Source organism: Pseudonocardia bannensis (assembly GCF_012911875.1).
Classification (GTDB): domain Bacteria; phylum Actinomycetota; class Actinomycetes; order Mycobacteriales; family Pseudonocardiaceae; genus Pseudonocardia; species Pseudonocardia bannensis.
In genome coordinates, this window is sequence record NZ_JAAXKZ010000001.1 from 94,490 (window position 1) to 106,955 (window position 12,466).

Here is a 12,466-nt window from a genome sequence, read left to right on the forward strand (position 1 = left end):
GGAGCGCACGATGATCGTCGACGTGATACTGGGTCTGGCGGCCGCCGGGGTCATCTGGTTCGCGGCGGGGTTCCGGGTGATCCGGCAGTTCGAACGGGGGGTGCTCTTCCGGTTCGGCCGGGTGAGCGAAGCCGTCCGCGGGCCGGGGCTCACCCGCATCCATCCGGGGATGGACCGCCTCCGCAAGGTCAACATGCAGATCGTGACGATGCCCGTCCCCGCTCAGGACGGGATCACCCGCGACAACGTGACCGTGCGCGTCGACGCGGTCGTCTACTTCAAGGTCGTCGACCCGGTGCGGGCGACGGTCGACGTGCAGGACTACATGTCGGCCGTCGGCCAGGTGGCGCAGACGTCGCTGCGGTCGATCATCGGCAAGAGTGACCTCGACGACCTGCTGTCCAACCGTGAGCGGCTCAACCAGGGCCTGGAGCTGCTCATCGACAGCCCCGCGGTGGGCTGGGGCGTGCACATCGACCGCGTCGAGATCAAGGACGTGGCGCTGCCCGAGTCGATGAAGCGGTCGATGTCGCGGCAGGCCGAGGCGGAGCGGGAGCGCCGGGCCCGGGTGATCAGCGCGGACGGCGAGCTGCAGGCCTCGGAGAAGCTCGCGCTGGCCGCCGCCCGGATGTCCGACAATCCCGCGGCGCTGCAGCTACGGCTGTTGGAGACCGTCGTGGAGGTGGCCGCGGAGAAGAACTCCACGCTGGTGCTGCCGTTCCCGGTCGAGCTGCTGCGGTTCCTGGAGACGGGGACCGAGCATCTGGGCCTCAGGTCCCGGCCCCCCGGCGCGACCAACAGCGCGCCGGCGAGCTCGGACGACGATCAGAAGCTGGCCCTCGGCACGCCCTGACCGGGGTCGACCCGGCGCGGGCCCTCCTTGCTCGGCCGGACGTCGATGTCGAAGATCGCCGTCGGGATGTAGACGGTGGAGCACGAGTTCGGGATGTCGACGACAGCGGAGTGCCGGCCCTCGACCGGTGCGGCGCCCAGGATCATGTACGCCTGCTCGGGGGTGAAGCCGAGCTTGGACAGGTAGTCGATCGCGTGCAGGCAGGCTCGCTTGTAGGCCAGCTGCGCGTCGAGGTAGCGCTGCGTGCCGTCGAGCTCGACGGAGATCCCGGAGAACGCGAGCCACTCGCTGTACTGGGGGGCGGTGATACCCGGCAGGAAGATCGCGTTCTCGCCGACGCCGTAGGACTCCATGCCGTTGCGGATGACGTCGACGTGCAGGTCGATGAACCCGCCCATCTCGATCGCGCCGCAGAAGGTGATCTCGCCGTCGCCCTGTGAGAAGTGCAGGTCGCCGACCGAGAGCTTCGCCTCGGGGACGAACACCGGGTAGAAGACGCGGGTCCCGGCGGTGAGGTTCTTGATGTCCTGGTTGCCGCCGTTCTCCCGGGGCGGTGCGGTCCGGGCGGCCTCCGCTGCCGCGGCCTCGAACGCGGTCCCTTCCAGTGAGCCGAGGATGGCGTCCTGCGGCAGCGGTGGCAGCGCCAGCGGCGGCACCCGGTCCGGGTCGGTCGCGATGAGCGCCCCCTCCCGCTCGTTCCAGGTGTCGAGGAGTTCCGTCGAGGGCGCCGTGCCCATCAGGCCCGGGTGCACGATGCCGGTGAACGAGACGTGCGGGATGTGCCGCGAGGTCGCCTGTTGGCCGCGGAAGTCCCAGACCACCTTGTAGGCGTCGGGGAACTCGTCGGTGAGGAATCCGCCGCCGTTCCGCTTGGCGAAGATGCCGGTGTAGCCCCAGCCCTGCCCGGCCAGCGGCCCGGAGTCCTCCCCCGGCACGGGCCCCACGTCGACGATGTCCACCATCAACAGGTCCCCGGGCCGGGCGCCCTCGACGGCGATCGGCCCGCTGAGACAGTGCACCCGCGACAGCGGCGCGTCGCGGACGTCCTCGGCGGAGTCGTCGTTGTGGATGGCGCCGTCGAACCACTCCCGGCAGTGCACCCGGAACGTGTCGTCTGGCCGGACGGTCACGGCGGCCGGGATGTCGTAGTGCCACCGGTTGTGACCGACGATCTGCTGCTCGGTGAAGGGTTTGGTGTTGTCGAGTGGGAACACGACTGGAGGCATGGCCCGTCCTTGTCTCGATGATCTCCAGGGGATGGCGGTCAGCCCGTTCCCCCATCACCGTCCGTCTTCGGGTCGACCGGATCTCTGCGGCGTGGAGCGGTCCGGCGCCGGCCGTTGATGCGCCTCGGGTGCGCCCGGGCCGGCTCGGCGACCGGGCTCACGGTCGCGGCAACCGGCGCAGCGCGGGATTCCGCGGGGCGACCGGCGGTCGACGTGGCGGCGGCGACGTGACCACCCCGGGCGCGCTCGCGGTGGCCTCCGCGCGATCGATCGCGGACACGAGAGCACGTGGCGCGAGGCCCAGCAGCGGCGCGGTGAACACGCGTCGCAGGTCCGTCGTGCAGCGCGGACACGGCCAGGCGGGCGCGGCGGTGCCGATGGGGGCACGCACCTCGGTGATCCCGTGCTCGACACATCGATATTGATAGATCGCCATCATCCGGCCTCTTTCCCGCCGGTGCGGAACCGCCGGCAGCAGCCCTGACCCGAAAATTCTGGCCACCATCGAAGTGGGCAGTCAATAGCCTCTTCGGTTGCGCAACGGTGCCCCCGGGCAGCGATAGAGACACGCTTCATTGCAGCTCATCGGGCCTGCCGCCGAGCCGTCACGTCTTCACCGACCGCGCCGGAAATTGAGCATATCCAGCACCGGGAACCGCTCGTCCCGTTCTCATCCAGAATGGCCGAAAATTGTTTCGGCCCGTGCTGTGATCGCGCAGGGCCCACCTTGGGACCGCCGGCCGGGTGGCCGGGTCGTGCCCGGCCCGTCGGAGAGCGAGCGCGCGGAACGGTGGGATTCGACATGGTCTGCACGTCCGGGTCGTTCGGATGCGAAGCCGTTGGGGGTACCCGTCCGCGCCACGGGCAACCACGCACAGCCGAGGCATCGACACCGGAGACAGGCCCACGGACACCGGTCGGCGCTCGCCGGGAGGCGCTGCGCTGGTCCGGGAAGTGTCGTCACTCGCCGCGATGGGAGACGCCGTTCGAGACCGTGGATCTCGTCCGGCGCAGCACGACCTGAGCTACACGCCGCTCGACGACTCGTCGGCGTCCTCACCGGGGCAGTTCTCCAGGTGCCGGGTGAGGGCGCGGACGAGACCTTCCTCGCTGAAGGCGATGACACGGGCGTCGGCGCACCAGGGGCAGGTGCGCGTCAAGTGCGGTGAGCCTGGGGTGTTCACCCGGGGCAGCCTAGGCGCGCCCGAGGGGCCACGGCTCCCATCCTGGACAAGGGTCACACTGCGTGATTCACGACGCGAACAGTGCCGCCAATCGGGTGTCGGACTCCGCCAGCGCGGCCCGGTCGAAGGTCGATGTGGAGGCGAGCACCTCGTCGGCACCGGTGCGCGCGAGTAGAGCATCGAGCTCTGCGGCGACCGTGGCGTCGTCGCCGTGAACCGTCCGGCCGACCGCGGCGTCGACCACGCTGCGCTGCCGTGCCGACAGCGTCCGGGATGCGACCCCGGCCACCGGCTCCAGGGCGGGGAACTCGCCGTTCGTCCGGGCCGCGGCGAGCGCCCAGGCCTCGGGCAGCGCGAGTTCCCGGGCTGCCGCCACGGAATCGGCGACCAGCACATCCAGGGACAGAACGACATAGGGCTGGGCGCCGGGTGCCTGTGGCCGGAACCGGCCGCGGTAGTCGTCGAGTGCCTCGCCGATACGGTCACCGGCGAGGACCGGACCGCCGACGACGACCGGGAGCCCAGCCGCGGCCGCGACCGCGAGCCCGCGACCGGTGGCCAGCACGTAGACCGGGACGGGCGCATCGAGCCGTGGCCGCGCCGTCACCGCCGCCCGGCCGTCGAGATAACTGCGCAGCTCGGCGAGGTCCTCGGTGAACGTGTCGGGTTCGTCGGCGGCGCGGCGCAGGGCCCGGCGGACCGGTGGGGTGAAGCCGAGCGAGCGGCCGACCCCGAGGTCGATCCGACCCGGGAAGAGCGCTTCGAGCATCGCGAACTGCTCAGCCACGACCAGAGGTTGGTGGTTGGGCAGCATCACGCCGCCGGACCCGACCCTGATCCGCTCGGTGCGTGCGGCGACGGCGGCCATCAGGACCGGCGGGCTGCCACTGGCGATGCCCGGGACGCCGTGGTGCTCGGCGACCCAGAACCGGTGGTAGCCCAGCCGTTCGGCCCGCACGGCGCGCTCGACGGTGTCGCGCAGCGCGATCGCGTCGGGCTCCCCGGCCCGTGTGCGCGACCGGTCCAGCAGCGAGAGGCGCACGGACTCGAGCATCACCGCGGGCAACGCGGCACCCGGCACCGGCATTCCAGGCGCCTGATCGCCGACTCACGCACCCGAAACCACCGACTCGCGCGTCCGAATCCCCCGACTCGCGCGCCCGAAACCACCGACTCGCGCGTCCGAATCCCCCGACTCGCGCGTCCGAATCCCTCGACTCGCGCGCCCGAAACCACCGACTCGCGCGTGCGAATCCCCCGACTCGCGCACCTGGAGACGCCGACTCGCAGTCAGGTGCGGGCCAGCCCCCGGCGGGCGAGCAGCGGCGCGATCTCCGGGTCGCGGCCGCGGAACGCGCGGTAGGCCTCCATCGCGTCGACGCTGCCGCCCCTCGACAGCAGCTCGCGGCGGAACGTGTCGCCGTTCTCGCGGCGCAACCCGCCGTTGGACTTGAACCACTCCACGGTGTCGGCGTCCAGCACCTCCGACCAGATGTAGGAGTAGTAGCCCGCGCTGTAGCCGCCCGCGAAGATGTGGTTGAAGTACGTGCTGCGATAGCGCGGGGGGACGGTCGGCAGCGCGATCCCCGCAGCGGCCAGCGCCTCGGTCTCGAACCGCTGCACGTCATCGACCTTGTCGTCGGCGTCGAGGGTGTGCCAGGCCTGGTCGAGCAGCGCGGCGGCGAGGTACTCGGTCGTCGCGAACCCCTCGCCGTACTGCCGGCCGGCCAGTAGCCGCTCGATCAGCTCCGGCGGCAGCGGCTCGCCGGTCTCGTGGTGGCGCGCGTAGTTGGCCAGGATCTCCGGCCACAACGCCCACATCTCGTTGACCTGTGACGGGTACTCGACGAAGTCGCGGGGCACGCCGGTGCCGGAGAACATCGGGTAACGCACGTCGGAGAACAGCCCGTGCAGCGCGTGCCCGAACTCGTGGAACAGCGTGGTCACCTCGTCGAAGGTGAGCAGCGTGGGCTCGCCCGCACCCGCCCGGGAGATGTTGAGCGTGTTCATGACGACCGGCCGGGTGCCGAGCAGCCCCGACTGCGACACCAGCGCATTCATCCACGCTCCGCCGCGCTTGGACTCCCGCGCGTAGAGGTCCGCGCCGAACAGGCCGAGCGGCTCGTCGCCGTCGGGGCCCTCCTGGAAGACCTCCCAGACCCGGACGTCCTCGTGGTACATCGGCAGGTCGTGGCGTTCGGCGAAGCGCAGCCCGTAGAGCAGCCCGGCGGCGTGGAAGACACCGTCGTGCAGCACCCGCTCCAGCTCGAGGTAGGGCCGCAGCTCGGCGGCGTCCAGGTCGAAGCGCTCGCGGCGAACCCGCTCGGCGTAGAACGACCAGTCCCAGGGCTGGATCTCGTGCCCGGCCGCGCGCTCCAGCTCCGCGGCCTCCGCCTCGGCGTTCTCTGCGGCGGCCGGGGCCAGGCCGGCGAGCATCTCGGTGACGGCGTCCACGCTGCCCGCGGTGTTGTCCTCGATCACGTACGCGGCGTGGTTCGGATACCCGAGCAGGCGGGCCCGCTCGGCGCGCAACGCGGTCATCCGGCGGACCAGCTCGGTCGTGTCGTGGGCGTTGCCGCGCCCGCCGCGCCGGACCGACGCGGTGAACAGTTGCTCGCGCAGACCCCGGTCGGTCAGCGAGGCGAGGGCGGGCTGGCCGGTCGGCAGGACCAGGGTGATCAGATGCCCGTCGCGGCCCCGGGCCGTCGCCGCCGAGGCGGCCGCCGAGATCGCGTCGGGCGACAGGCCGTCGAGGCGAGCCGGGTCGTCGACCGGCACCGCTGAGTCGTTGGCCTCCGCCAGCAGCCGGGTGCCGAAAACGGTGGACAGTGTGGACAGCTCGGCGTTGAGCTCACGAAGCCGCTGCTGGTCCGTCTCGCCGAGCTCGGCACCCGCGCGGACGGCGTCGGTGTGGTAGCGCTCGAGCAACCGGTAGGACTCGGGGTCGAGGCCGAGCTCGTCACGGCGGGAGTGGAGGTCCCGGATCCGGGCGAAGATCCGCGGGTCGAGCGCGATCGCGTCCCGGTGCGCGGCCAGTTCCGGGGCGATCTCCTCCTGGATCCGCTCGATCGCCGGGTTGGTGTGCGCGCTCGCCCGGCTGAAGAAGACGGTGGACACCCGCTGCAGGGTGCGTCCGGACCGCTCCAGCGCGACGATCGTGTTCTCGAACGTCGCCGGCTCCGGAGCCGTCGCGATGGCCTCGACCTCGGCACGCTGCTCGGCCATCCCCTGGTCGAACGCGGGGCGGTAGTGCCCGTCGGCGATCCGGGAGAAGTCGGGAAGCTGGTAGGGCAGTTCGCTCGGGGTGAGGAACGGGTTGTCGGCCGAGGTCATCTTTCCAACCTAACCGCCGGAATCCGGGTGCGACGCGATCCGAGCTCGGCGGCCGCGGTGTCATGCGGTTCCCGTGGCCGTGAGCCGCGCGAACACCACGACGTTGTCGAGGTAGTTGCCGCTGGCTCGATCGAAGGCGCCACCGCAGGTGATGAGCCGCAGTTCGGGGGACTCGGTGTTGCCGTAGACCTGCTGGGTGGGAAACCGCGACTTGGCGAATCGGTCGACCCGGTAGGCGGTGAATGTCGCCGTGCGGCCGTCGGCCCGGGTCACGCTGATGTCGTCGCCCGGTCGGACATCGTGTAGCCGTGTGAACAGTCCCGGTACCCCGGCGTAGTCGACGTGCGCCGCGATGACCGCCGGTCCGACTTCGCCCGGCGTCGGGCCGAGCTCGAACCACCCGGCGGTCACTGCGTCCTCGGGGACCTCCATCTCCCCGGTCCGGGTCAGCCCCAGGTCGATGAGCCGGTCGGTGCGCATGCCGATCGACCGCACGCTCACGGCCACCGGCCGGGCCTTCGGCAAGGCCGGGAGGGGCCGTTCCGGTGCGGCGGCCAGGGTTGGTGACGGTATCGGCGTGACGGGCACCGAGGGCGTGACGGGGGCCGGGGACGGGGCCGTCGATGCCGGATCGGAGCTGGTGCCGCAGCCGGCGACCGCACCGGTCACCGCGAGCACGGTGAGCAGCACGGCCACCAGCCGCCATGATCGGCTAGGCACGTGAGGGCCGGCCACCGGTGTCGACGCCACCGACCGGGTGCACCTGGACCTGCTGGTTGTCACTCCCGAAGTGGCTCTCACAGGCGATGCCGTCGTCATCGGCGTCGAGTCGCTCCGGGTCCGACGGGTCGGCTTCCAGCGCGGCCTGCGCGTCGGCCTGGGAGGCGAAGTCGGGGCAATCGCGGTCCCGGTTCTCCTGCGCCGACGTGGTCGGAAGGAATCGCGCGGAGGTGTCGACCGGGTCCGGCGAGGGCTCCGGCGACGGCTCCGGCTCCGGGTCCGGCGACGGCTCCGGCGACGGCGACGAGGTACCCCGGCGCGGCAGCAATTCACACGCGATGCCGTCGCCGTCATCGTCAAGGCGATGGGGGTCGCCGACGCCCCGATCCAGCACCTCCTGAGCGACCTCCGGGAACTGGAAGTCACCGCAGTCCAGGTCCGGCTGTGCCACGGCGGTGCCGGGGAAGGTCAGGAACCCGACAGTCGCCAGCACGGAGAGGGCCGCCGACAGTCGGGCAGCGCGGGTGACAGCCATGCTCACGAATGTCCTTTCGGGAGGACCACCAGTAGCGGGCCGCAGCGGATCGAGTTCAGCGACCGCAACCGGTAATCGAATCGCATGTGAAGTCCGTTACATGCTGTTGGCGCGCTATGAGGCAATCACTGGATGACGCAAGGTGATCCCTCGTCGACGGCGCGGCGCGAGCGCGGTACGGCTGATCGCACGGCCCAGCTGGACGGGAGGGCGTGCGGCTGCCGCACCGCGGGCGCCGTGGTCAATACGCTGCAGTGCGCGTGCCGGGACGGGACCGGAAGAAGGTCGCAGCGCGTTCGGCGATCATCAGCGCTGTGGCTGCCGGACCACGACGGGGCGCCGTGGGGAGGACCGAGGTGTCGACGACGCGCAGGCCGGCGATCCCGTGCACCCGCAGCTGAGGGTCCACCACGGTGTCCGGGCCGCGCCCCATCGCCGCGCTGCCGCACAGGTGCACCGCGGTAGTCAGGTTCGCCGCGATCCACCCGTCGAGCCTCCTGTCCACGCCCAGCACGTCCCCGCCGATGCCCGCCCGTCCCCCCGGGAACACGCCGGTGCGCAGCAGGTCGGCCGCGGTCCGGATGGCGTGGCGCAGCCGGCGGCGATCGGCTTCCGTCTCCAGGTAGCGGTACTCCACCCGCGGCCGGACGGAGGGGTCGGGCGATTGCACCGTGATCGACCCCCGGCTCTCCGGTCGCTGCAGCCCGCACATCAGGTGCAGCGCACCGCCGGGCACGAAGGGGCGCGCGAACAGCAGGATCTCCACGTCACCCGCGGGGTCGGCACCCGAGTCGGCGTTGATGGACGCCTGGCAGCCGACGGCGTCGGGGTGCGGCTGCGGGACGCCCGAGTGGAAGGGCACGAAGACGCCGGGGTGGTCCGACCAGTTCTTCCCGACACCGGGCCGGTCGTGCCGCACCGGGATCCCCGCCGCTCGCAGCTCGTCCGCAGGCCCGATGCCGGAGAGCAGCAGCAGGTGCGGCGAGTTCACCGCACCCGCCGCGAGCACGACCTCGCCGGCGCGGATCACCTCACCCGCCGTCGTCTCGACGCCCACCGCGCGGTCGTCGTCGAGCACCACCCGAGCGACCGGGGTGTCTCCGCGCAGTTCCAGGTTCGGCCGGTGCAGGTTCGGTAGCAGGTAGACCATCGCGGCGTTGACCCGCAGACCCTCGACGGCGTTGGACGGGATCAGGCCTGCGCCGGGCGGGCCGCCGGCGTTCTTGTCCCGCTCCGCGGCGATGCCGAGCTCCGCCGCGGCGGCGAGGAACGGGCCGGTGAGCGGGCTGCACAGGTGGCCGGCCGGGCGCCGGACCCGGATCGGGCCGCGGTCACCGTGCACCGGTCCGCCGAAGTCGAGATCGTGTTCGAGGCGTCGATAGCAGGGCAGGACGTCGTCGTAGGACCAGCCGGACACCGCCCAGTCGCCGAAGTCGGCCGGGGTCGCGCGGACGAAGTAGGTGCCGTTGATCGCGCTGGAGCCGCCCGCGATGCGGCCCCGGGGGACGGTGTGCCGGTGCCCGCGCCGAAGCTCGACGGGCACGGCCCAGTTGAGCGGATGTGCCGGGTCGGTGGCGGCCAGCGACGGTGCGTGCCGGGCCTCGGGCGGGTACCCGGCGACCGTGCGCGGGGCCGGTCCGGCCTCGAGTACCAGCACGCGGCGCCCGGGCTGCTCGGTGAGGCGCGCCGCGAGCACCGAACCGGCGGACCCGGCGCCCACGACGATCACGTCGTACTCGGGAACCGGCGTCCGACCCACATCGGGAAGGATGCACGACGTGGCCGACCTCGTACTGGATCTCGCCGACTTCATCACCGCGAGCCCGACGCCGTACCACGCGGTCGCCGAAACGGTGCGCCGGTTGAGCGAGGCCGGCTTCACCGAGCAGCCCGAAGCCGGGGAGTGGAGCACCGAGCCGGGGGGGCGCTACGTCGTCCGGGACGGCACGCTGCTCGCCTGGTGGCAGCCCGCCGACACCCGTCCCGGCGCCCCGATGCGGATCTACGCCGCCCACACCGACTCGCCGACCCTCAAGGTCAAGCCGCGCCCGGACACCGGCGCGGCGGGCTGGCGACAGGTCGCCGTCGAGGTCTACGGCGGCGCCCTGTGGAACTCCTGGCTCGACCGCGACCTGGGCGTGGCCGGCCGGCTCGCGCTCTACGACGGCTCGACGGTGCTGGTCGACGTGGCACGGCCGCTGCTGCGGGTGCCGCAGCTGGCCATCCACCTCGACCGCCAGGTCAACCAGGGGCTGACACTGGACCCGCAGCAGCACCTGTTGCCGATCTGGGGGCTCGGTGCGCCGTCGGACGGCGACCTGATCGAGTTCCTGACCGCCGAGGTGGACGTGGACCCGGACGAGGTCGCCGCGCACGACCTCGTCGTGCACGACCTCACCCCGCCCGCGCGGCTCGGCGAGGAGGAGGAACTGCTCGCGGCCCCACGGCTGGACAATCTCGCGTCGGTGCACTCCGGGATCGGCGCCCTGCTGGCCGCGTCCCAGGAGTCGTCGGACGTGATTCCGGTGTTCGTCGGGTTCGACCACGAGGAGATCGGCAGTGGAACGGCGACCGGGGCGGCCGGGCCGCTGCTGGAGTCCGTGCTGACCCGGATCGCCGGGGGCTTCGACGCGCGGATCACGTCGTTCGCGCTGTCGCGCTGTCTGTCGGTCGACGTCACGCACGCGGCCCACCCGAACTACCTCGGCCAGTACGACCCGATCCACCGCTCGCTGCCCAACGGCGGGCCGGCACTGAAGGTCAACGCCAACCAGCGCTACGCCACCGACGCCCCGGGGGCGGCCGCGTGGGCCCGCGCGTGCCGCGACGCCGGCGTGCCGAGCCAGTACTTCGTCGGGAAGAACACGGTGCCCTGCGGGACGACGGTCGGCCCGATCGTGGCGACCCGGCTCGGCATCCGGACCGTCGACGTCGGTATCCCGGTGTTGTCGATGCACTCGGCCCGCGAGCTCTGCGGGGTGCAGGATCCCGAGTTCCTGACCGCCGCTGCGACGGCGTTCCTGACCGATATGACCTGATCAGGCAGGTTCCGAAGGCCTCCCCTGGCCTTCCGTTTGACACCCACGACCGAGGCTCGCAGCCTCAATCCCCATCGGTGCTTCGACCGAGGGGACGGGTCCGGCCGGCTGCACCGATGCACGGTGCGGTTCGACCAGACCCGGGAGCCTGCGATGAGCACCCACACCTCATCCCCCTCCGCCAACGTGCAGCGGCGACGCGCCGTCGTCGCGAGCACGGTCGGCACGATGATCGAGTGGTACGACTTCTTCCTCTACGGGACCGCGGCGGCGCTGGTGTTCCCGCAGATCTTCTTCCCCGGCCAGGACCCGTACGCCGGTGTCATCGCCGCCTTCGGCACCCAGTTCGTCGGCTTCGCGGCGCGACCGATCGGTGCGGCGATTTTTGGCCACTACGGCGACCGGATCGGCCGTAAGGCCACCCTGATCATCACGCTGGTGCTCATGGGCGTGGGCACCGCGCTCATCGGGGTGCTCCCGGGTTACGCCGCGATCGGCGTGGCGGCGCCGGTGCTGCTGACCGTGTTGCGGCTGGTGCAGGGCATCGCGGTCGGCGGGGAATGGGGCGGATCGGTGCTGATGGCCATGGAGTGGGGTCCGCCGAATCGCCGCGGGTTCATGGCGAGCTGGCCGCAGCTCGGCGTACCGCTGGGTCTGCTGCTGTCCACCGGAATGGTCCAGCTGATGTCGGCCACCACGGGTCCGGCCTTCCTGGCCTGGGGCTGGCGGGTGCCGTTCCTGGCCAGCGTCGTGCTCATCGGTGTCGGCCTGTACGTCCGGCTGCGGGTGATGGAGAGCCCGACCTTCGCCGAGGTCAAGAGGAGCCAGACGGTACTGCGCATCCCGGTGCTCGAAGCCATCCGCCACCAGTGGCGCGAGATCCTCACCTCCGCCTTCGTCCGGATGTCCGAGCAGGCGCCGTTCTACATCTTCGTGACGTTCGTCCTGACCTACGGCACCCGCGAGCTGGGCCTGGACCGGAACTCCCTGCTCACCGACACGCTCATCGCCGCCGCCATCGGCCTGATCAGCGTCCCGCTGTTCGGTTACCTGTCCGACATCATCGGACGGCGACTGATGTACGGCATCGGGATCGTGTGCACCGCGCTGTACGCCTTCCCCTACTTCGGGCTGCTGAACACGCGTGAGGCGGGGCTGGTGCTGCTCGCGATCGTGCTGTCGTTGCTCTTCCACGACATGCAGTACGGGCCGCAGGCCGCGCTGATCGCCGAGTGCTTCGGGCCCAACATCCGCTACAGCGGGGCCGGGCTCGGCTACCAACTCGCCTCCGTCATCGCGGGCGGCCCGGCGCCACTGATCGCGGCGGCGATCCTGCAGAGCACCGGGTCGAGCACCGGGATCAGCCTCTACATCATCGGCTGCTGTGTCGTCTCGATGATCGCGCTGCTGCTGATGCCCCGCCGCGAGGTGGGGTACGAACCGCCCAGCGTGCCGGTCACGGCGCCGCCCCGGAGGGCGGCTGCCTGATCTGAGAGCCGGGGGCCCCGGCTTCGCGTACACGCCCGGTCGTCCGCACCGGTAACCGCCCGGCCACGGACGACGGACGCGTGGCCGCC

The 12,466-nt window shown here is 71.6% G+C and carries 11 protein-coding genes; 3 read left to right on the forward strand and 8 right to left on the reverse strand.

Features of this window, described 5'->3' with window-relative positions:
- Nucleotides 1–10: 10 nt before the first annotated feature.
- Nucleotides 11–853 (forward strand): slipin family protein, encoded by an 843-nt coding sequence (locus tag HF519_RS00510; RefSeq protein ID WP_169409590.1) that lies wholly within the window; start codon nt 11–13, stop codon nt 851–853.
- On the opposite strand, the gene fmdA is transcribed toward HF519_RS00510, so the two are convergent.
- The 8 genes from fmdA to mftG all read right to left on the reverse strand — a co-directional run bounded on the left by fmdA (nt 826) and on the right by mftG (nt 9,610).
- Nucleotides 826–2,079: a formamidase gene (gene fmdA / locus HF519_RS00515; RefSeq protein ID WP_169409591.1), complete on the reverse strand. Its 1,254-nt coding sequence runs from the start codon at nt 2,077–2,079 to the stop codon at nt 826–828. The two genes, HF519_RS00510 and fmdA, sit on opposite strands and share 28 nt — an antisense overlap.
- Before the next feature lie 157 nt (nt 2,080–2,236).
- Nucleotides 2,237–2,584 (reverse strand): FmdB family zinc ribbon protein, encoded by a 348-nt coding sequence (locus tag HF519_RS00520; protein WP_312859810.1) that lies wholly within the window; start codon nt 2,582–2,584, stop codon nt 2,237–2,239.
- 520 nt (nt 2,585–3,104) lie between these two features.
- Complete coding sequence (locus tag HF519_RS32100; protein ID WP_281358353.1) at nt 3,105–3,239, reverse strand: hypothetical protein; 135 nt, start codon at nt 3,237–3,239, stop codon at nt 3,105–3,107.
- A gap of 91 nt (nt 3,240–3,330) precedes the next feature.
- Nucleotides 3,331–4,350, reverse strand: coding sequence for an MsnO8 family LLM class oxidoreductase (locus tag HF519_RS00530; protein WP_246241961.1), 1,020 nt, complete (start codon nt 4,348–4,350; stop codon nt 3,331–3,333).
- 203 nt (nt 4,351–4,553) lie between these two features.
- Nucleotides 4,554–6,596 carry a M3 family metallopeptidase gene (locus tag HF519_RS00535; protein ID WP_169409593.1) on the reverse strand — a complete coding sequence of 681 codons (2,043 nt, stop codon included), beginning with the start codon at nt 6,594–6,596 and terminating at the stop codon, nt 4,554–4,556.
- A gap of 60 nt (nt 6,597–6,656) precedes the next feature.
- Nucleotides 6,657–7,292 carry a class F sortase gene (locus tag HF519_RS00540; protein ID WP_312859811.1) on the reverse strand — a complete coding sequence of 212 codons (636 nt, stop codon included), beginning with the start codon at nt 7,290–7,292 and terminating at the stop codon, nt 6,657–6,659.
- A 16-nt stretch (nt 7,293–7,308) separates the two neighbouring features.
- Complete coding sequence (locus HF519_RS30770; protein WP_169409649.1) at nt 7,309–7,851, reverse strand: excalibur calcium-binding domain-containing protein; 543 nt, start codon at nt 7,849–7,851, stop codon at nt 7,309–7,311.
- Between the two features lie 241 nt (nt 7,852–8,092).
- Nucleotides 8,093–9,610 carry a mycofactocin dehydrogenase MftG gene (gene mftG / locus HF519_RS00550; protein ID WP_312859812.1) on the reverse strand — a complete coding sequence of 506 codons (1,518 nt, stop codon included), beginning with the start codon at nt 9,608–9,610 and terminating at the stop codon, nt 8,093–8,095.
- 19 nt (nt 9,611–9,629) lie between these two features.
- On the opposite strand from mftG, the gene HF519_RS00555 reads away from it, so the two are divergent.
- Together HF519_RS00555 and HF519_RS00560 are read left to right on the forward strand one after the other, a co-directional pair.
- Nucleotides 9,630–10,889 (forward strand): M18 family aminopeptidase, encoded by a 1,260-nt coding sequence (locus HF519_RS00555; RefSeq protein WP_312859813.1) that lies wholly within the window; start codon nt 9,630–9,632, stop codon nt 10,887–10,889.
- A 153-nt stretch (nt 10,890–11,042) separates the two neighbouring features.
- A complete protein-coding gene (locus HF519_RS00560) occupies nt 11,043–12,377 on the forward strand; it encodes an MFS transporter (RefSeq protein WP_169409597.1) in 1,335 nt (444 codons plus the stop codon).
- Nucleotides 12,378–12,466: the final 89 nt, after the last annotated feature.